Annotated in this window: 18 protein-coding genes and 1 CRISPR repeat array (1 of these 19 only partly in view); of the genes, 13 read left to right on the top strand and 5 right to left on the bottom strand. The window is 69.7% G+C overall.

All coding sequences use genetic code 11. The features are described 5' to 3' along the window. Positions 1-579: direct repeats of the CRISPR family, unit length 28 nt; unit sequence GGACCACCCCCGCTCGCGCGGGGAAGAC; it reaches 1,662 nt to the left of the window's first position. A gap of 340 nt (positions 580-919) precedes the next feature. Both AB0A74_RS03035 and AB0A74_RS03030 read left to right on the top strand, forming a co-directional pair. Continuing rightward, positions 920-1,189, top strand: coding sequence for a hypothetical protein (locus tag AB0A74_RS03035; RefSeq protein ID WP_358247210.1), 270 nt, complete (start codon positions 920-922; stop codon positions 1,187-1,189). 17 nt (positions 1,190-1,206) lie between these two features. After that, positions 1,207-1,716 (top strand): flavoprotein, encoded by a 510-nt coding sequence (locus AB0A74_RS03030; protein ID WP_358247209.1) that lies wholly within the window; start codon positions 1,207-1,209, stop codon positions 1,714-1,716. A 3-nt stretch (positions 1,717-1,719) separates the two neighbouring features. Here AB0A74_RS03030 and AB0A74_RS03025 read toward each other — a convergent pair whose 3' ends face one another. After that, entirely contained in the window at positions 1,720-2,082 is a 363-nt protein-coding gene (locus AB0A74_RS03025) for a helix-turn-helix transcriptional regulator (RefSeq protein WP_358247208.1), read from the bottom strand. Between the two features lie 527 nt (positions 2,083-2,609). On the opposite strand from AB0A74_RS03025, the gene AB0A74_RS03020 reads away from it, so the two are divergent. Together AB0A74_RS03020 and AB0A74_RS03015 are read left to right on the top strand one after the other, a co-directional pair. Beyond that, complete coding sequence (locus tag AB0A74_RS03020; RefSeq protein WP_358247207.1) at positions 2,610-4,070, top strand: ParB/Srx family N-terminal domain-containing protein; 1,461 nt, start codon at positions 2,610-2,612, stop codon at positions 4,068-4,070. Between the two features lie 74 nt (positions 4,071-4,144). Then, complete coding sequence (locus tag AB0A74_RS03015; RefSeq protein WP_358247206.1) at positions 4,145-5,119, top strand: DUF932 domain-containing protein; 975 nt, start codon at positions 4,145-4,147, stop codon at positions 5,117-5,119. Between the two features lie 419 nt (positions 5,120-5,538). Here AB0A74_RS03015 and AB0A74_RS03010 read toward each other — a convergent pair whose 3' ends face one another. The 3 genes from AB0A74_RS03010 to AB0A74_RS03000 form a co-directional block, all read right to left on the bottom strand. After that, on the bottom strand, positions 5,539-6,144 hold the full coding sequence (locus tag AB0A74_RS03010) for a hypothetical protein (RefSeq protein WP_358247205.1): 606 nt from the start codon (positions 6,142-6,144) through the stop codon (positions 5,539-5,541). 12 nt (positions 6,145-6,156) lie between these two features. Next, positions 6,157-6,315 (bottom strand): hypothetical protein, encoded by a 159-nt coding sequence (locus tag AB0A74_RS03005; protein ID WP_358247204.1) that lies wholly within the window; start codon positions 6,313-6,315, stop codon positions 6,157-6,159. Positions 6,316-6,548: 233 nt separating this feature from the next. After that, complete coding sequence (locus AB0A74_RS03000; protein WP_358247203.1) at positions 6,549-6,677, bottom strand: hypothetical protein; 129 nt, start codon at positions 6,675-6,677, stop codon at positions 6,549-6,551. On the opposite strand from AB0A74_RS03000, the gene AB0A74_RS02995 reads away from it, so the two are divergent. The 8 genes from AB0A74_RS02995 (at position 6,676) to AB0A74_RS02960 (ending at position 14,611) form a co-directional block, all read left to right on the top strand. After that, the gene (locus AB0A74_RS02995; protein ID WP_358247202.1) at positions 6,676-7,578 is read left to right on the top strand and encodes a DNA-processing protein DprA; all 903 of its coding nucleotides are present in this window, start codon (positions 6,676-6,678) and stop codon (positions 7,576-7,578) included. The genes AB0A74_RS03000 and AB0A74_RS02995 overlap by 2 nt on opposite strands. After that, positions 7,575-8,423 carry a bifunctional DNA primase/polymerase gene (locus tag AB0A74_RS02990; RefSeq protein WP_358247201.1) on the top strand — a complete coding sequence of 283 codons (849 nt, stop codon included), beginning with the start codon at positions 7,575-7,577 and terminating at the stop codon, positions 8,421-8,423. The genes AB0A74_RS02995 and AB0A74_RS02990 overlap by 4 nt, the downstream gene beginning before the upstream one ends. A gap of 159 nt (positions 8,424-8,582) precedes the next feature. Further along, complete coding sequence (locus AB0A74_RS02985; RefSeq protein ID WP_358247200.1) at positions 8,583-10,070, top strand: ATP-binding protein; 1,488 nt, start codon at positions 8,583-8,585, stop codon at positions 10,068-10,070. Between the two features lie 33 nt (positions 10,071-10,103). Then, positions 10,104-11,099 (top strand): DUF4192 domain-containing protein, encoded by a 996-nt coding sequence (locus tag AB0A74_RS02980; RefSeq protein ID WP_358247199.1) that lies wholly within the window; start codon positions 10,104-10,106, stop codon positions 11,097-11,099. A 144-nt stretch (positions 11,100-11,243) separates the two neighbouring features. Next, complete coding sequence (locus AB0A74_RS02975) at positions 11,244-11,429, top strand: DUF4192 family protein (RefSeq protein WP_358247198.1); 186 nt, start codon at positions 11,244-11,246, stop codon at positions 11,427-11,429. 233 nt (positions 11,430-11,662) lie between these two features. Then, a complete protein-coding gene (locus AB0A74_RS02970; protein ID WP_358247197.1) occupies positions 11,663-12,703 on the top strand; it encodes a DUF4192 domain-containing protein in 1,041 nt (346 codons plus the stop codon). Between the two features lie 45 nt (positions 12,704-12,748). Further along, complete coding sequence (gene ssb, locus AB0A74_RS02965; protein ID WP_358247196.1) at positions 12,749-13,174, top strand: single-stranded DNA-binding protein; 426 nt, start codon at positions 12,749-12,751, stop codon at positions 13,172-13,174. A 486-nt stretch (positions 13,175-13,660) separates the two neighbouring features. After that, a complete protein-coding gene (locus AB0A74_RS02960) occupies positions 13,661-14,611 on the top strand; it encodes a hypothetical protein (protein WP_358247195.1) in 951 nt (316 codons plus the stop codon). A gap of 230 nt (positions 14,612-14,841) precedes the next feature. Here AB0A74_RS02960 and AB0A74_RS02955 read toward each other — a convergent pair whose 3' ends face one another. Further along, complete coding sequence (locus AB0A74_RS02955; RefSeq protein WP_358247194.1) at positions 14,842-15,159, bottom strand: hypothetical protein; 318 nt, start codon at positions 15,157-15,159, stop codon at positions 14,842-14,844. A gap of 207 nt (positions 15,160-15,366) precedes the next feature. Here AB0A74_RS02955 and mobF point away from each other — a divergent pair, with 207 nt between their 5' ends. Beyond that, positions 15,367-19,221, top strand: coding sequence for a MobF family relaxase (gene mobF / locus AB0A74_RS02950; protein WP_358247193.1), 3,855 nt, complete (start codon positions 15,367-15,369; stop codon positions 19,219-19,221). Positions 19,222-19,698 lie beyond the last annotated feature (477 nt).

Here is a 19,698-nt window from a genome sequence, read left to right as displayed (position 1 = left end):
GGGACCACCCCCGCTCGCGCGGGGAAGACATGGCCGACCTGCTCACCCAGGTGCTCCAGGTGGGACCACCCCCGCTCGCGCGGGGAAGACTGGGGCTGCCATTGGTTTGCCCAGGTGAGCGGCGGACCACCCCCGCTCGCGCGGGGAAGACTCCGCGACGTCCCGAGCTGCGGTGTCCACCAGGGGACCACCCCCGCTCGCGCGGGGAAGACGCCGGGGCCGGGGTCGTGGCCGGGATCGTGTGGGGACCACCCCCGCTCGCGCGGGGAAGACGAGAAGGTCTTCCCCGCCGGCCGCCGGCCCGCCGGACCACCCCCGCTCGCGCGGGGAAGACCGTCCACACCGGTGTCCCGTTGTAGTCGCCCGTCGGACCACCCCCGCTCGCGCGGGGAAGACGGCCGGAAGGTCAGCGGGGAACGGGTGGTCACGGGACCACCCCCGCTCGCGCGGGGAAGACCCACACGATGCGGTGCGGCTGGTCCAGCGCGGCGGACCACCCCCGCTCGCGCGGGGAAGACACCCCGTGGCCCGCCGGCACACCACGCGGCCCGGGACCACCCCCGCTCGCGCGGGGAAGACACTTCTTGACCAGCGACTTTACTCGGCCAGTGGCAGATTTTCGATCGGTATGCATCGCGTAGCCCGAGGCGGCGGGTCCCGGTGTCGCCTGCGGCGAACTGTCGCAGTCAAGAGCCTGCGTCCGAGACAAGTGCCGTACGAGTCTGAACTATGGACCATCGTTACGATGACACACAGAATCGGAAGCGCAACAGCACGTGACTGCCCATTCCTGCCGGGCGCGCGTCGATTGGAGCTGTCATGGCCGACGAGTACCGGCCTGTCGGTGAGACGGCTGCGGCGGGAGCTGAAGGCTCTTCGGGGTGATTGAGCCATAGACGACCCGGACACGGTGTTGTCGGTGGGGGAGCGGCTTGATCTGTCGGGTTTGCCGGAAGGGTTGCGTGGGCGGCAGGGGCAGTACCACCTGGACAGCGCGTGGGCGCATGCCCGGCGCGAGCGGGACGCGGAGGCGGTGATCCACCTGTTGGAGGCGGAGAGGATCGCGCCGGAGTTGCTCAGGACCGGGCATGTGGCCCGTGGTGTGGTGGAGGACTTGATGGGCCGGGAGCGCCGTCATGCGGTTCCGGGGTTGAGGGGGTTGGCGGGCAGGGTCGGTGTGCTCGGGTGACCTCGTCGGGTCGGTGGGTGTATCTGGTGGCGTCGGCCGCGCCGCCGGTGTTGCGGATCGAGGGCATGGTCGAGTTGCTGCTCGGCGTGCGGTGGAACGTGGGGGTGATCGTGACGCCGACGGCGGCGCCCTGGGTCGACGTGGAGGCGATCGGCGCTCGGACGGGGTGCCTGGTGCGGGTGGCGGCGCGTGCGCCGGGTGCGGAGAAGTCGTTGCCGCGGGCGGATGCGGTGGTGGCGGCGCCGTTGACGTTCAACACGGTCAACAAGTGGGCGGCGGGGTTCAGCGATTCCGTGGCGTTGGGTGTGCTCAACGAGCTGTTGTCCGCGGAGGTGCCGATCCTCGCCGCCCCGTGCGTGAAGGCGTTGTTGCGGGCGCATCCGGCCTATGGCGAGAGCATCGCCAGGTTGAGCGCCGCCGGGGTGACGGTGCTGGACCCCGACGCGATCACCAGCCGCGGGCCGGACGGGCTGGCCGCGTTCGACTGGCCGCGCATCGCAGGCGAGCTGGAACGGCTCATTAGCTAGACGTCACGCTGTGCCGTCGCCGGTTTGCGGCTCGGTGTGTCCGCGTGCGCGGAGGCGGCGGCGCAGTTCGTTGATCAGTGCCAGGTCGTCGTAGTCGCTGAGTTGGCGCAGGGCGAGGGGTGCGCCTGCTTCCTCGGGGGTGAGGAAGCCGTTGGCGACGAGGACTTCGAGCAGCGGCTTGTCGAGGAAGGCGGCGAGGGTTCGGGCGGTGCTCGGGGTCATCGCTTTGCCGCGTTTCCAGTCGGTGAGGCGGCTGCGGTGCACGCCGAGCGCGCGGACGAGGTCCCCGTGGGTCGCCCGGCGCGCGGCCAGGTTGTCCTCGATGTACGCCCAGAGGGGCGGGGTGGTGTAAGGCTCGCTGGACAAGGGTCTTCCACCTGGTTCGGATCGGATCGACGTTGTGCTGGTCGGCACCGGGCACCGTCCTCTTCGCCCGGCTGATGACGGTGTCTGCTCGACGACAGGTGCGATGAGCGTTCCGTCGCGGCCACTGTGTCCGGTGCTGCGAGCAGCGCATAAGGGGGCAACTTTGTTGCGGGGGCATTTGCCCCTCACCCGAACGGGGTGGGTCCTCAGCCGACTCGCGCCCGATGAAACGCCAATGGGTGATCTCGCGGTGGGGCTGGCCCTGTGGTCCGTGGCGGACGGGGTCGGCACACGCTGGACGGCGGCGGGGGCCGTGTCAACCGCGGCGCGGGTCGGGTTCTGCTGCTTCCTCCCTTCGGTCGGGCAGAACCCGGCCCCGCGCTGAACGCGGTGTGACACGACCCCCGCCGCCATCCGGGGTGCGCGAGCCCCGCCCGCCACGGACCACAGAGCCCGGCGGCGGTCGGAGCGTGTCCAGGGACCGCCGGTGGAGAACGCGGTCCTTCGTCTGTCCGGAGGAGCTTGTCGTGGCTGCCATGACGTGGAAGAACACGCGGTTCGAGTTGTTGGATCCGCGGACGCTGTTGACCGACCGGAACTCGCGCACGATCGTCGACATCGAGCAGGACAACCCGGACCTGTACCGCAGTGTCCGGGAGCACGGGGTGAGCATCCCGGTGATCGCCAACCCGACGCCCGAGGGCGGGATCCGGGTCCGGGACGGGCACTCGCGCACGATCATCGCGCGCTCGATGGTGGAGAAGTTCCCGGTGATCCCGGTGTTGGTGACCGAGTCGGAAGACGTGGCCGAGTGGCAGGTGCTGCGCGACCACTGGTTGGCCAACGAGGTCCGCAGCGGCTACACCACCGCCGACCGGATCAAGCTGTTCGAGCAGCTGACCCTGTTCGGCCTGTCGACCGAGGACATCGCCACGCAGCTCAGCATCGTGCCCGAAGTGGTCGAGGCCGGGTTGAAGGCGCGGCGCAGCAAGGCGGTCACGGCCACGTTGTCCGAGTTGCCGCAACTGAGCCTGGAACAGGCCGCCGGGCTGGCCGACTTCGAGGACGAACCCGACGCCTACGACGAGCTGATGACGATCCTGTCGGCCGAGCCGGAGGCGTTCGACAACGAGCTGGCCGAGTGGCGACTGCGCCTCGAACTGCGTGAGGCATGCGAACAGTTGAGCCGGGAGTTGAAGGCCTCCGGTGTCGTGGTCGTCGGCGAGGTGCTGCCGGTCGGGGCACGGCGGCTGGACCGGCTGCACCGCAGCCGCGAGGACCGCACACCGCTGAACGACGACCCCGCCGCGCACTCCTCCTGCCCGGGGCACGCGGCGATCGTCACGTCGAACAACGTCGAGGGCGTCGCCACGCCGGTGTTCGTGTGCCGGGACTGGGAACAGCACGGCCACGTCGACAGCTGGAGCCCGACCGGCACCGGCCTGGTGAAGGAGGAATGGACGCCGGAGAAAAGCGCGGAACGCGCCCGGGTGGTGCGCAACAACAAGGCGTGGCGCGCCGCCGAGACGGTGCGGCGCAGGAAGCTGGCGGAGTTGTTGCAGCGCAAGACCCCGCCCCGGCTGGCCGCGCAGTTCCTCGCCCACAGCCTCACCACGGGCGGCCACGAGCTCCGGCGCGGCATGGAGACCCAGCACCGCTTCGCCCGCACGCTGCTGGGGTTGAAGGAACCCAAGCGCGACAAGCCCGACCCGCTGGTCGCCGGGTTGGGCAAGGCCAACGTCAACCAGGCCACCATGGTCAGCCTGGCCGTGGTGCTCGCGGCGTTCGAGGCCTCCACCAGCGTCGAGACGTGGCGTAACCCGACGCGGGAGCAGAAGCGATACTTCGCCGCGCTGGCCGATTGGGGCATCCGGCTGCACTGGGTCGAGCGGCTGGTCAACGACCCGAGCGCCGACGCCGACGTCGGCACCGACACCGAGCTGGACGCCGATATCGGGCCGGTCGAGGACTTGAAGCAGGCGAGCTGATCCAAAGAAAAGCCGACACGGGCTCGGGCCGCACAGGCCCGAGCCCGTTCCCGTGTACGGAAAGGACAACGACGATGTACCTCTCACCAGAAAGCACTCATCCGGGCAGGCGCAGCGCCTGGCACCAGGTCGGGACCCAGGTCACCGGGCACCGCAGCGCGATGAGCGCCTTGGAGGCCGCCGGATTGACCGGGTGGAGGATCCGCAAGCTCGCCCAGATCGGTGTGGAGGACACACCGGACGGGCCATTGCGCGTCGGCAACCCCGACCAGGTGATGCTCGTGCGCACCGACCCGGCGACCGGCGCCACCCGCTACCTCAGTTCGGTCGGAACCGGCTACGGGGTGCGGCAGAACGAGGACCAGGCCGCCCTGCTCGACGCCCTGGTCGCCGAGTCCGGCGCGGGCGGGTTCGCGCACGCCGGCGCGATCGACGAGGGGCGGCGCACCTTCGTGACGATGAAGCTGCCCGACACCGTGACCGTCGCCGGTGTGGACCCGGTGCAGCTGTACCTGGTGGTGTTCAACTCCCACGACGGCAGCGCCGCGTTCCGGGTCAGCCTGGTGCCCTTCCGGGTGGCGTGCGCCAACCAGCTCCCGATGGTGATCCGCGGCCAGGTCGCCTCGGTCGCCATCCGCCACACCCGCAACGCCACCCTCGACATCAACGACATCCGTGCGAAGCTGCGGCTGATGTACGACTACGCCGAAGCGTTCGAGGATCAGGCCAAGCGCATGATCGCCGCGGACCTGTCCACCGACGAGTTCCGCGACGTCGTCGAGATCGTGTGGCCGGTCAACGACGCCACCGCCTCGCCGCGGGCCCGGTTCAACGCCGACCGCCGCCGCGGCCAGCTGATGCGGCTGTGGACCGACGCCGGAACCCAGCACAACATCCGCGGCACCCGGTGGGCGGCGCTGCAGGCCGTCACCGAATACCTCGACCACTACGACCCCGCCCGAGACGACCACACCCGCGCGTTGCGCGTACTGGGCGGCAGCGGGGTCCTCAAACGCAAACAGGCGGCCTTCGACCTGCTCAGCGTCTAAACCGCCGTGCGTGCCGGGGCGGGCAAAAGCACTGACTGCGCATCCGCACCCACTCCCCGAACGCTACGCCGACTAGGAGGAACGCGAACGTCGGTTCCGGGAACGCGCCGGCAAAGACGTCGCGATCCTTCAGAAACGACGCGGCGGCGTCACGTCCCCGCTGGCCCTCTCCGCCTCCGCGAATGACACCAGCAACCGCATGACGCCAAGGGCGCCACCATGAGAAGGACACTCATACACCACTACCAACGCTGCAACGCCCATCCCGTACATCTGGTCCTACGGGATGGGCACCAACCCACTGCAGGCGCGTGCTCATCGACCCAGCCGCGACACCCTTTACCGCAGTCATACTCAACGTGCCCGACCCCACGCGGTGGACACGCTCGAACCCCACTGGTATTCGACCGCTGGGCTATCTAGCCCAAAAGTTCCTTGAGAGCCATTGATAGCCCAACGCCTTTGGCGTGTCGGATCCGCTTGCCCGGCTCCCGATTGCCCCAAATCTTGGTGCCACTCCGACTGTCGCTGTTGTCATACTGTCGATCCAGGTGGTCCAGGCGCAAGATGTCGGCCTCGGTCATTGGCGTCGCAGTGCAGTCCTGTTCCACTCTCGTTGTGCCGTCAGGCCAGCGCGTGAATTCTTCCCACTCCCAGACTTTCGACAAGGTCCCGTCTTCTTGAAGGACCCAGTAGTTCTGCTCGTGGTATTCGATCGCTTTCCCGGCTTCCTGGGATTCGATGTGATGATTGGTCCTCCGAAGAACCCAGTGCGGCCCGATCACGCGCTCGCTCACCTGAACCGTCCTTGTCACCTGCGCCACCTCGGTGCGGAGTCCAAGGAGTCCGGCACGTCGCGTCACGGTGTCAGGGACCGACTTCTGTTTTCTGCGAGTCCGCTCCGGGATCGGGGTGGAACGACATTCACGCGCAACTTTCTTGGCATACTGTATCAGCCGGTTGAGATCCAGTTCGGTTTTGTCGTAGCTGTCCCGCGCCCGCGCGGACCCGCGTGCATCGGCCATGTCGGACTGCGCCTACTTGCCGCTTGTCTTCGGCTGGTTGCTCGCGTTCACGCCCTGCTCGATGCCGTCCTTGCGCTTGTCCCGCTGCTGCTTCGATTCCATCTCGGCCTGCATGGCGTCCTGGACCTTCTCAACGATCGCTGGCGGGTCCGGGGGGAGTGAGATCGGCATGCCAACTCCTGGTTTTCGTGTGTCCTACAGTTCTTCGCGAACCGTTCAACCCGAACCATCGCCAGAGTGGTGGTGATCGTTACTGGGATAAGTCGTCGAGTCCGTCGGCAACTGTGCATCTCAGTCCCCGTGGCTCGCCACCTCCAAGTTGAACAGTTCTACGATCCTGCTCCGGTCCAGGCGCTGGACAAGGCGACCGTCGGGTTCACCGCCGCGTCAGCCGGCGCCACCAATCACATGCTCACCGACTCCGGATGCCGCGCGGACGAGGCGTCACACTCGCCTCCGCCCCGGCTGGCGTCGACTAACTCGGCCAGTTCGATAGCAAGATTACCGGTCAAGTAAGTGAAGGTGTGGATCATGTCGTTGAATCTATCGGAACTGTATGCATTGTTGTACGTCAAGCGCGCCGCCGAGCCGCTGGCTCCCGCCGTGCACGACTTCGTCGCCACGGTCGGTGTCGTCGAGGCCGCGGCCTCGATCCGGGCGGGCACGGCCCCGGCCGCCGTGGTCGCCGAGGTCAACCGGCCGGACGCCGACATCGGCCCCGACCTGGAGGCCCTGGACCGCGGCGGGGTACGGCTGCTCACCCCGGAGGACACCGAGTGGCCGCGGGAACGCTTCGCCGCGCTGGAGGAAGCCGGGTCGGTGCCACCGTTGGCGCTGTTCGTGCGCGGCGACGCCTCGCTCGCGGCGGTGACGTGCTCGGCGGTGACCATCGCCGGGTCCCGGGCGGCCACCGGCTATGGCTGCCATGTCGCCGGTGGGTTCGGGTTCGCGTTCGCCGGGGCCGGGGTGACGGTGGTAGGCGGAGGGTCCTACGGCATCGAGGGCACCGCCCACCGCGGCGCGCTCACCGCCAACAAGCCCACCGTGGTAGTGCTGGCCTGCGGCGTGAACCAGGCCTATCCGGCCGGGCACGCGGCGCTGCTGGAGAACGTGGTGAGGCACGGTGGGCTGCTGGTCAGCGAGTACCCGGTCGGGGCCGCGCCGGTGCGATACCGGTTCGCCGCGCGCACCCGTCTGTTGGCGGCGTTGGGCGGTGCGACGGTAGTCGTGGAAGCGGGCTGGCGCAGCGGCGCCCTCCACCTCGCCCGGACCGCTACATCGCTGGGGCGGCGGGTGTACGGCGTGCCCGGACCGATCACCTCGGCGGCCTCAGCGGGCGTGCACGAGCTGCTGCGCGACGGACACGCGAGGCTGGCCACCACCCACGCCGACGTCGAACTCGACTCCCTCCCGCCCGACCGGGAGGGGCCGTGACCGAAACCCCGCTCGTCGAGGCGGCGCTGGCCGCGTTGCGGCGGGGATGGCCGGTATTCCCGGCGCTTCCCGGGGCCAAGCGTCCCGCCGTGCCGGACTGGGAGCACCGGGCGTCCACCGACCCGCACCGGATCGCCCGGTGGTGGGCCGAGCACCCGCACACCAACCCGGCCATCGCGACCGGCCCGGCCGGTCTGGTCGTGCTGGACCTCGACGACGGTACCGGCCACGGTCACCCGGTCGCCGGGCACGGCAAACACACCCTGGCGCGAGCGGCGCGAGCGGCGGGGGAGCGGGTGCCGTGGCACACCTACACGGTCCGCACACCGAACAACGGCCTGCACCTGTACTTCACCGAGCCCGCCGGCACCCCGCTGCACAACACCCAGGGCAGGCTGGGCCCGCTAGTGGACACCCGCGCCCGTCACGGCTACGTCCTCGCCGCCGGCGCACGAATCGGCGAAGGCCGCTACGAACCGGTCCTCGACGTCCCCGTCGCACCCCTGCCGCGCTGGCTGGCCGACGCGCTGACCCCACCCGAACCTACCGACACCCCGGTCACCGTCCGGGACGGCGACCTCGGCTCCTACCTGCGCGCGGCACTGGCCGACGAAGCCCACCGCGTCCGCACCGCGCTGCCCGGAACACGCCGGTTCGCGTTGCTGCGCGCCGCCGCGCGGATGGGCCGACTCCCGGGCCTGGACGAGGCACTGATCATCCAGACGCTGCGCGCCGCGTCCGACCGGCACGTGGCCGACGGCGCCTACAGCGAGAAGGAACGCCAACGGGCCATCAGCGACGGCATCACCTGGGGCCGCCGCCACCCACGCCACATCACGCCCTGAGCCCTGTCCCGCCAGGGGCGCCCGCCGCGACCCGAGACCTACATCAGGGCGGTGTCCGGGGGCAACAAACCGCATTCGCCCCCGGACACCGCCCTGCTGTCCGCACGCCTCACCGCCGCAGCCACCCCCGGCCGCATCCCTCTCGACCAAGGAGAAGCCATGTCCACCGTCCGCACCGTCGTCCTGCACGGATTGACCGGCCACCTGCTCACCCTCACCGCCACGCGGGCCGACGGTCCACGCCCCACCCTCACCATCACCGGCAGAGCCCGCAGCGACGGCGGCGAGCTGCGCGACCGGGTCCGCGCCGCCCTGGCCACCTCGACCCCCAGACGCCGGGACTCCTGCGTCGAGGTCGCGCTCGATCCTCCGGAGTCCGAACCCGGGGCCGCCGCGGTGGCGGTCGCGGTGCTCGCCGCCACGTCCCGGGTGCCCGCGCGGCGGCTAGCCCGCACCGCGGTGCTCGGAGAACTCGAACACGACGGCACCCTCAGCACCACCCCGGGAATGCTGCCCGCGCTCCAATCGGCCCGCGCGCACGGCATCCGCCGGGTCATCGTGCCCGCCGCCGCGCTCACCCAAGCCGCGCTCGTCACCGGCATCGAAGCGCTCGGCGCACGCACCCTGGCCGAAGTCGCGGCCTGGCTCACCGGCGACGACACCGCCCTGCGGCACCCGGCGGCACCTGCCCCGCCCGTGTCCGACGACCTCCTCCCACCGACCCGCGCCCTGGCAGCCCCGCTGTCACGCGCGGTGGAGGTCGCCGCCGCGGGCGGGCACCACCTACTGGTCGAGTCGCTCGACAGCGCGGGCACCCTGCCTGCCGCGCGCTGGCTGCACCACCTGGTGCCCGACCTCACCCCGGACCAGCAGCTCGAACTCGCCGCCATCCGGTCACTGATCGGTTCGCGCGAGGACGCGGCCGTCCTGGTCAGCACGCCGCCCCTGGTCACCGTGCACCCCAGCGGCTCGACCGCGTCACTGATCGGCGGCGCCCTGCCTGGCGCGGTCAGCCGAGCCCACCGCGGCGTGCTCGTCGCCCCCGAACTCGACCAGTTCCCCGGCAGTCTGCTCGCACGACTCCGAGCCGTACTGCGCTACCGGGCGGTCCTACTCGTGCGCGGCGGGCACCCGCTGCGCTACCCGGCCGGCTGCCAACTGTTCGCCACGTGCACCCGCACACCGGGCACCCGCTCGACGCTCCCGCCCGAACTGCTGGACGCGCTGGACATCCGGCTCACCCCGGCCCCAGGCCACCCCGCGACCATCCGCAACCCGCGCACCGACGAAGCACACCAGGTCGAGCGCGCGCTGGCGCACGCCCGAGCCCGCGTCGCCACCGCCCGCACCCGCGCCGCCGACCGGTGGCGCGAAGCCACCCCGCCCGACTCCACCCGCGAGGTCACCAACGCCGCCGTCCCCGCCGACGCGCTGCACGAGCTGACCCTGCCCACGCGGGTCACCGCGCCGCTGCGCCGCGCCCGCGAAGCCGGGGCGCTGACCCGCCACGGGTTCGACACGGTCCTGCGGCTGGCGTGGACCGCCACCGACCTCGACGGCAACGACCGACCCGAACGCCACCACGTCGAACAGGCCCTCGCCCTGCGACAAGCCACACCCGACAGTCCACACAGGACCACCTGCTGATCGCGCACACCGCGTCCAGAAAGGCGATCTCCGATGACACACGACACGCACGGCGGCAACCAGCGACCCCGGCCCGACACGGTGCCGACGGTGACCGACCCCGGGAAGCTGATCGCCGCGATACCGCACCTGCTGGGGTTCTACCCCACCGACTCGATCGTCGTCATCGTGCTGCGCGACGGCCACGTGGACTGCACGCTGCGCACCGACTGCCCCGCCGACCCATCCCGCTACCGCGCCATCGCCACCCAACTCGCCCACCGCGAAGTCCGCTCGCCGCAAGGGGCACGCGCCGTCGTCGTCCTGGTCGGCACACCGGTGCACCACCACGACCTGGCCCACCACCTAGGGGAGGAGTTCACCACCGCCGGCATGCCCGTGCTGCTGTTCGGCGTCCCTCGCATCGCCCGCGGCGTCCCGTGGTTCGACTACGGCCACGCCGAACACACCGGTGTCCTCCCGGACCCCACCGTGTCCGAGCTGGCCGTGCGCGCCGTCGCGAAAGGCCTCGTCACCCAGCCCAGCCGCGACGCGCTGGTCACCCAGACCGCCCCGGACCCCGACCACGTGCTGACCCGACGCGCCGCCCTGCTCGACGCCGACCGAGACCGCCTCGACAACCAGTGGCTCACCGCCCGAACCGACCCGATCCGCCGCGCCATCGAACGGATCACCAACGGCGACGAGCGGTTCTCCGACACCGACATCACCGCCGCCTGCCACGCCCTGACCATGCCAGGAGTGCGCGACGCGTGCCTGTCCCTGCCCGGCGGTCCCCACGCCGAGGCGGCGGAAACGCTCTGGTTGATCCTCACCCGCACGTGCCCGCCACCGGAGAGTGCCGAGCCTGCCGCGCTGCTGGCGTTCAGCGCCTACAGCCGCGGCGACGGAGCCCTCGCAGCGGTCGCCCTCGACCGCGCCCTCACCGCCAACCCCCGACACAGCCTGGCCCGCCTGCTACGCCACGCCCTCGACCGCGGCATCCCGCCCCGGCAGATGCGGAAGCTGATCACACCCCCGGCGCTCTGACACCCCCAACACTCCACGGCCGCGCGCCGTTCACACGGCCCACCCATGCCCACAGCCGACCACGAAGAAGACCGATGACCTCCGACGACCGCACCCCGCCCCGCCCGGCCACCGGCCGCAATTTGGTGACCGGCTGAACCGGCGGTGCTGCCGGCCATGTACGCCTACATCCGAGGCGACGGGGCCCTGGCGATGATCGCGCTCGACCGCGCACTGGACGCCCGCCCCGACCACACGCTGGCCGGCCTGCTGCTGCGCGCGGTCAACCGCGGAATCCCGCCGACCGAACTCGCCGACATCGTGGACGCGTCCCGCGAATGGGCGCTCTGAAAACCCAGCACACGCACGAATCGAGCGCGGTGCCCGCCGCGCTCGCGTGTTCTACAGGGTGCTGGCGGTCAGGGCAAACAAACCGCGTTTGCCCCAACCACCACCACCCTGTCCGCACACCCCGCGCGGCGGGCACCACACCCGATCCGCGCCCCACAACCAGTGTCGGGGGCAGGGGAAAGCGGTCCACCGATTCTGCTTCCGACCTCGACCACACGTGTTGAGGCGACACCATGAACCAGCACGACACCACCGGCCCGCGCATCGACCAGGCACCCCAGGAACTATCCGACCCGGGCAGCCTCATCGCATCCATCCCGGCCATCATGGGCTACCACCCGACCGACGGCGTGGTGCTCTTCGCGCTCTATGAAGGCGCGATGCTGCTCACCACCCACTACCACCACAACGACCCCACCAACCGGGCCTTCGCCACCACCATCGCCGAAAGCGGCAAAAGCTTCTCCGGCGCAGCCATGGTCGCCTGCATCATCGGCGACACCGACGGCCCACCGCGCCACGACCTGCTCGCCGCCCACCTCACGGCCGCCTTCGCCCGCAACAACCAAGAACTCGACGTATTCGGCGTCCCCGACATCAGCACCGGACAACGCTGGTTCCAGTACGCCAACCCCGGCCGCGGCGGCGCACTACCTGACCCCGACGGCACACCCCTACCGCTGGTCGCGGCACGCAACCAGGTCGTCTACCCCGATTCGGGCTCACTGCTCGCCATGCTCGAACCCGACCCCGACGACGCACTCGCACGACGCAGCGCACTGCTGGACTCCATCGCCGGCCGAATGGCCCGACACCCCGACGAAGAACAGCCCGAACAGCTGTTCTGTCTGGTGCAACGCGAAGTCCAACGCGCCGCACACCGCCACGAACCCCTCACCGACCAGAAAACCGCGGACCTGGCCTACGCGCTGTCCAACCTCGACGTGCGCGACAGGTGCCTCACCTTCGCCCTGGGCGAGCACGCCGCCGCAGCCGAACGACTCTGGACCGACCTGGTCAAAACCTGCCCCGCACCCGAACGAGCCGAACCCGCCGTCCTGCTCGCCCTGTTCGCCTTCCTGCGCGGCAACGTCCTGCTCGCCGTCCTCGCACAACGCCACGCCGAGAACACCGTCCCCGGCCACCGCATGGCCACGCTGATCGGAATGGCACTGGACAGCGGAGCCCCCTCATCGATGATCCGCACCCTCGCCGAACGCGCACAACAGCGATACGGCGAAGCCACACCCCAACCCGACACCACCCAAGCCTGACCCCAGCCCGAGACACCACCACGAGATCCGAAAGCGAGCATCGACATGGCCGGCGACACCACCCTGACCATCATCGGACGCCTCACCGCCGACCCCGAACTGCGGTTCACGCAAGCCGGGACCGCCGTCAGCAACTTCACCATCGCGTCCAACCCCCGCACGTTCGACCGCACCACCGGCGAATGGCGCGACGCCGACCCCCTGTTCCTGCGCTGCACCTGCTGGAAGCAGCTCGCCGAGAACGCCGCCGCATCCCTGACCCGAGGGTCACACGTCATCGCCCACGGCCGACTCCGCCAACGAACGTTCGACAAGGACGGCACCCGGCACACCGTCACCGAACTCGACGTGGACGACATCGGCGCCGCCCTCCGCTTCGCCACCGTCACCATCACCAAAACCGACCGCGCCAACACCCCCGCGGCCACCCGCGAACCAGTGACGGTCGGCGCCGACGAACCGGACTTCTAACCCCAAGTCCCGCGCTTCCGACGAGGTGACGCGAACCCGGACCGGCCGCCCCACACCCGTACCCGTGGGGGCCGGGCCCCGTGTTCACCTCACGCCCGGGAACGCCCGGAGGGGCGGCGCAGTGTATGGGCCGGCACCGCCCTGTCAAATCACCGCCCGGAACGATTTCAACCCGCACAAAATCCGTGGGGCCCCGCACCCCACGGATTTTGCTGAAATCGTCCCGGGCGAAGCGCGTGATTTGACAGAACGACACCGGCCCGCGGACAGGGAACTGCGGGCAGGCCAAGGCCTGCCCTTGCGGTACGCGCCGCCCCGCCGGCCATTCCCTCGCAGGCCACACCATTCGCAACCACGGCAATCACCCCAACGTGAAGCCGCGAACCATTGAATCGGCCATTCCCCGTCGATACGATCGAATTGCAGGAAAACACCGGAAAGGCCAAGTCGGCACCGACGCTCAAACAATCGAGAAAGCGGAAAACAATGACCGAAACCGCCAGCTTCTCCCAATGCCTCACCGAGGTCACCACCGCCGTCCAACGCGGCGACATCACCCGCGCCAAGCGCTACGCCGCCCACCTGCTCGACCAGCTCGACGACACCACCCACCACATCGTCGCCACCTGCGTCAACACCATCGAGCGCTACCCCGAACGCGCCGACATCCACCTACGCGCCCGCTGGAAGTCCACCACCAACGACACCCACCGCGCCGTCATCGCCGCCTTCGGCACCGCCTACCTGCAACGCGACCCCCGCCCCACCACACCGGGCCAGCGCCCCAAACCCACCCCCGCACCCCGCGACCACCACACCGAGACCCGCCCCGAAGCCCGCCGCACCCCCACCGAAGAAGACCGCGCCCGCCTCCGCGCCCACGACCGCGCCGAAGCCCAAGCCGCCGCCTACGCCGACCGCGCCGGAGTAGACGACCAACCCCCACCGGCCGGCGTCTACGCCAGTGGCCTCGACTACGACCGCGCCGCCGTCCCCACCCTGCGCGGCACCCCCTGCGTCCGATGCTGGCTCGAACGCACCCCCGCCGACCACCGCACCCACAGCGACGACGGACTCTGCGGCGAATGCCGCGACAAAGGCCGCACCGGCATCCCCGAGCTCCCCGCCGACCACACCCGCGCCGACGCCGTCGAAGCCCGCTGCACCTTCCTCACCACCACCTACCCCAACGCCCGCGCCCTGCTGATCCGCTGGTGGAAGACCTACGCCACCCCCGCCGACCGCATCACCATCACCGACTGGGTCCACCGACACCCCCTCCCCGACACACCCACCCCCGCACCCCGCACCGACACCACCGCCGACACCGACCCGGGCGAGCAGTGCACCCGATGCGGCTACCCCCGCGCCGACAACGCCCCCGACACCCAGTGCGACCACTGCCGCGACGCCGACCACACCAACGCCACCGCCTGACCCGCCACACCCCCCGGTGGACCGCCCCGGTGGACCACCGGGGGTCCCCACACGCCGAGCCGGGACTGCCGCCCTCGCGCTCCCGCCCCGCCCACCCCCAGGGCCGCCCCAGGCGGCCGGACCACGGAGCCGCGCCCGCTCGTTCCTCACCGGGCCCGGCGCTGCCCCTCCCCGCCACACCGCCACCAGCGTGCACCGGCACCGCCGGCGAACACCGGCCCCTCAACCGCTCACCGTCCACTCCGGACAGCCCCATCCTCGAAGCCGTTGACGGACACGCCACCCGCCAACGCCTTCAACACCCGAACCCGCCCCACACTCACCCCCAACAACGACGCCACCGAACCAACCGACTCACCCAACCCGAGCAACTCGACCACCGGCACCGCCGACGCCACCTCATGCCGCCCACGAAGCTCCTCATGCTCATAGAACAGCTCAACCAGACGACCGATCCGGTTCTCCCGCTCCCGCAACACTTCCTGCCGCCGCCCACGCGCCGCACGCGCACGCTCCCGCGCCGCAACCCTCGCCGAAGTCGAACCCATAGCCCCGACACTAAAACCCCCCAACCACCCCCTCGTCCGAGACCGCCCCCACTTCACGGGTCCCACCCACCGGAAGCACACCCGACCCACCAAGATCAACCGGCACGCACACCCAAGAGACACCTCTGGCACTCCGCAGTGCGCGGACCCGTGAACCTCGCACAGCCGCAGCCACGAGCCACCGACACGAGCACCTAACGTCGGCGCATGATGGCGCTCAAGGTGCTGCACGCCGGCGACGGCTACCTGTACCTGATGCGCCAAGTCGCGGCCGGAGACACCCTCCGCCAGGGGCGCGACCCGCTGACCGCCTACTACCACCAGGAAGGCAACCCGCCGGGGGAGTGGATCGGCGCCGGCACCGCCGACCTCGGCATCCAGGGCGAGGTCCGCGAAGACCAGATGCAGGCCCTGTTCGGCGAGCGCCTGCACCCCGAAGCCAACACCCTCATCGCCGCAGCGCTCGCCCAAGGCAAGACCTTCACCAACGCCGCGGCCGAAGTCCGGCTGGGCCGCAAACTCGCCCAGTACGACAACACCGTCCCGCTACTGACCGAACTCCGCGCCGCCTACGACCGCTTCGCACACGACCACCAGCGGCGGCCGAGCATCCAAGAACGCCGCGACATCAAGGAAAACGTCGCCGCCGCCCTGCTCTCCCTCAAAGACCCCGACCGGACCTGGTCGGACACCGAAATCCGCACCTACGTCACCAACGAACTCGGCCGCGCCCGCCAACCCGTCTCCGGATTCGACCTGGTCTTCAGCCAGCCCACCAAGACCGCCGACGTCCTCTGGGCCCTGGGCGACCACCACGTCCGCACCGCGATCGAAGAGGCCCACCACGAGGCCGTCCGCACCGCCATCGCCTACCTGGAATCCGAGGCCGCGTTCTCCCGCACCGGCAAAGCGGGCATCGCCCAGATCGAAACCACCGGGCTGGTCGCCACCGCCTTCACCCACCGCGAATCACGCGCCGGCGACCCCAACCTGCACACCCACGTCGCCGTCGCCAACACCGTGCACTGCACCGACGGCCGCTGGCGCACCCTGGACTCCCGGCAACTCCACCACGTCGCCGTCTCCGCCTCCGAGGTCTACAACGCCGCCTGGGAACGCGGCGTCACCCGCCGCCTCGACGTCCGCTTCACCACCCGCCCCCGCGGCCCCGGCAAACGCCCCGTCCGCGACATCGCCGGCGTCCCGGAGGAATGGATCGCAGGGTTCTCCCAACGTCGCAGCCAGGTCGAGCACATTTACAACCAGCTCGTCGCCCAGTACGTCTGCACCCACGGCAGCAGCCCGCCCCGCACCGTCCAACTCAAGCTCGCCCAACAAGCTGCCGTCACCGACCGCCCCGACAAAGGCGCCCTCAAACCCCTCCACCAACTACTCGCCGAGTGGCGCGACCGCGCCCACCACATGCGCCCCGACCTCGACATCCAGACCGTCATCCACGACGCCGTCCACGCCACCCCCACCCAACCCACCCCGAACCAACCCGACCTCGACACCCTCGCCACCACGGTCATCGACGTCGTGTCGGAATACCGCGCCACCTGGACCGTCTACCACGTCCGCGCCGAAGCCGAACGCCAACTCCGCGGCGTCCGCTTCACCGACGAACACCATCACGACACCACCGTCGAAACCCTGACCCGACACGCCCTCACCCACCACTGCGTGCGCCTGGACCCCGACCCCGGGCCCACACCGCAACTGCTCACCCTCTCCACCGGCGAGTCGGTGTTCCAGCGCCACGGCCAACTCCGCTACACCAGCCACACCATCCTCGATGCCGAACAACGCCTGCTCGACGCAGCCCGCACATCACGCGGCCCAACCGTGCCCACCGGCACACTCAACGCCGTCCTGCGCCGCCTACAACGTCGACGATCCCACCGACACTCCACGCCCGTCCTCAACGCCGAACAGCGCGACCTCGTCCGCTCCTTCGTCTCCTCCGGCAAGGCGCTCGCGATCGCCATCGGCCCACCCGGCTCCGGCAAAAGCACCGCCATGAAAGCCGTCGCACACGCCTGGGCGACCACCGGCGGACGCGTCATCGGGCTCGCTCCCTCCGCCGCCGCGGCCAGCGTCCTGGGCGACGTCCTCGACGTCCCCGCCGACACCCTTCACCGCCTCGTCCACACCCACGACAACGGCCTGCCCGTCGACATCCGCCACGGCGACATGCTCCTGGTCGACGAGGCCGGAATGGCTGGGACCCGCATGCTCGACCGCGTCACCACCCTCGCCACCGAACGCGGTGCCGTGGTGCGACTCCTGGGCGACTACCGCCAACTCACCGCCGTCGAAGCAGGCGGCGCACTACGCCTGCTCCACCACGACATAGGCGGCACCCAACTCACCCAACTCCACCGCTTCAGCAACCCCGACGAAGCCAAAGCCATCCTGCAGATCCGCGTCGGCGACCACCGCGCCATCACCTGGTACACCAACAACGAACGACTCCACGGCGGCCCCCAGCCAGCAATCCTCGACCAACTCTTCACCGCCTGGCGCACCGACCGCGCAAACGGCCACACCAGCATCATGTCCGCCGACACCAACGACGTCGTCGCTGAACTCTCCGCCCGCGCCCAAACCGAACTCCGCGCCACCGGCGACGTCGAACCCACCGGCATCCTGCTCCGCGACGGCAACCTCGTCGGCCGAGGCGACACCATCGTCACTCGCCTCAACAAACGCACCCTGCGCCCACGCCTGCACGACCACGTGAAAAACGGCGACCTCTGGACCGTCCTACACCGCAACCTCGACGGCAGCCTCAAAGTCCGCCACCAGAAGCACCGCGGCACCATCACCCTGCCCGCCCACTACGTCAAACACCACGTAGAACTCGGCTACGCCGCCACCATCCACCGCACCCAAGGCCTCACCGTCGACATCAGCCGAGCCACCCTCTCACCCGGCGCCACCAGAGAACTAGCCACCGTCGCCCTCTCCCGAGGCACCAACCAAAACCACCTCTACCTCGACACCACCCAACTCCTCACCCCCGACGAACCCACCACCCTCCCCGGCGACCTCTACTACCGCCACCGCCAAACCCAAGCCACCCAAGGCGCCCTAGCCACCATCCTCAACCGCGAAGGCACCGAACCCTCCGCCACCGAAACCCTCCGAGAAGCCCAAGAAGCCCCACACCGCTTGGACACCCAGGTCCCGGAATACGAACACGCCCTCGCCGTCTACCACGGCATCGACCACAAAACCCAAGCCGAAAACTGGGTCACCGAAGCCATCCCCGACCTCGCCGACCACATCCTCTCCGACGAAGCCTGGCCAGCCCTACGCGCAGCCCTCCACGAAGCCCACGACACCGGCCACAACCCGGTCACCCTTCTCCGCCAATGCACCCACGAACGCGAACTCCACACCGCCGACAACATCACCCGCGTCCTACACCACCGCATCACCACCTACCTGGACGACAACCCAGCCCAAGACTTCGACAACGGCCTCATAGCCCTCGCTTCGCTACCGCCCTGGATCCCGAACCCACCCTCCGGCGACCAGCCCGAACGCGACCGGGAACACGCGGAACTACGCACCTGGCTGCACATCAAGGCCCAACACATCACCGACCGCATCAACCACCTGACGCAACAAGCACTGGACTCACATCCGAGATGGCGCGATTATCTTGGTCCACCGCCCGACACCGCCGTCGACCACGAACGGTGGAAACAACTAATCCGACACATCGCCGCGTACCGCGAGCGCTGGAACCTGCCCGACGCTCTTCCCGGCCTTCTGGGGCCAGAAGGAAGAGGAAAACAAGAACGCGCCCGTCGCTGGCTAAGCAACATGCTCGGTGCAGCTGCAGCCCAGCAAGGCGCGAACACCTACCTCGCGAATGCCAAGCCACCAACGCCAGACAGTGACAGTCCCAACCTGACCAAGATGCGAGCCCGAGCGATGCGGATCGTCAGCGGAACCAACGAACGAGCCAAGCAACAGCGCTTCTCGGCGACCGAGTCCATCGACGGCACAGGCGCCCGATTGCCCAAACCGCAACCGAAAAGGACTCTTTGAACCGGACACTCAGCCGCCCCGCGAAGCCCGCGCTCAGGCCATGCTGTCGCAGACTCGAGCCTCCTGATGGGCACATGCGGACGGTCCCGTCCGATCCGAGACGGGTTCGTTCCCCGCCGACCAATGATCGCGCGTAGCTCGCCACATGAAACTGATCACTCCGTCAAGACCGACGGAATCGTGAAGTTCGGGGAACATCCGTCGGCACCTCGGCGTCAGCCAGCCCATCGGACAGCCAGGCGTATCACTTGTCTCTGTTACTTCAGTGCTAACTGAATCGGCCCTCCGAGGGCGGAGAGGCACGTCGCTGCAGACAAAAGATCAAAGCACTGCGTCCCCTGATCGAGTGCATCGCCGGACCTGTTGCGGTGATACTCGACGAGAGCGATCGGTGTCCGTTCTAGCCTGCCGAACGTCCTGACAATCATGAGCGAGGGAGTGACGCGTGGCTGTTCCGATCGACCTTGACAAGCAGCT

This window comes from Saccharothrix sp. NPDC042600, assembly GCF_040647305.1.
GTDB classification, from domain to species: Bacteria; Actinomycetota; Actinomycetes; order Mycobacteriales; family Pseudonocardiaceae; genus Actinosynnema; species Actinosynnema mutabilis.
Note: the sequence above shows the minus strand (reverse complement) of the source record. Positions and strands in the feature narration are given on the sequence as shown.

Coding starts and splice junctions, on each gene's coding strand:
- AB0A74_RS03015 (WP_358247206.1), top strand. CDS start 4,145: ATGTACCTCTCACCAGAAAGCACTCATCCGGGCAGGCGCAGCGCCTGG.
- AB0A74_RS02980 (WP_358247199.1), top strand. CDS start 10,104: ATGACACACGACACGCACGGCGGCAACCAGCGACCCCGGCCCGACACG.
- AB0A74_RS03005 (WP_358247204.1), bottom strand. CDS start 6,315: ATGCCGATCTCACTCCCCCCGGACCCGCCAGCGATCGTTGAGAAGGTC.
- AB0A74_RS02955 (WP_358247194.1), bottom strand. CDS start 15,159: ATGGGTTCGACTTCGGCGAGGGTTGCGGCGCGGGAGCGTGCGCGTGCG.
- AB0A74_RS02970 (WP_358247197.1), top strand. CDS start 11,663: ATGAACCAGCACGACACCACCGGCCCGCGCATCGACCAGGCACCCCAG.
- AB0A74_RS03010 (WP_358247205.1), bottom strand. CDS start 6,144: ATGGCCGATGCACGCGGGTCCGCGCGGGCGCGGGACAGCTACGACAAA.
- AB0A74_RS02960 (WP_358247195.1), top strand. CDS start 13,661: ATGACCGAAACCGCCAGCTTCTCCCAATGCCTCACCGAGGTCACCACC.
- AB0A74_RS02985 (WP_358247200.1), top strand. CDS start 8,583: ATGTCCACCGTCCGCACCGTCGTCCTGCACGGATTGACCGGCCACCTG.
- ssb (WP_358247196.1), top strand. CDS start 12,749: ATGGCCGGCGACACCACCCTGACCATCATCGGACGCCTCACCGCCGAC.
- AB0A74_RS03000 (WP_358247203.1), bottom strand. CDS start 6,677: ATGATCCACACCTTCACTTACTTGACCGGTAATCTTGCTATCGAACTG.
- AB0A74_RS02995 (WP_358247202.1), top strand. CDS start 6,676: ATGTCGTTGAATCTATCGGAACTGTATGCATTGTTGTACGTCAAGCGC.
- mobF (WP_358247193.1), top strand. CDS start 15,367: ATGATGGCGCTCAAGGTGCTGCACGCCGGCGACGGCTACCTGTACCTG.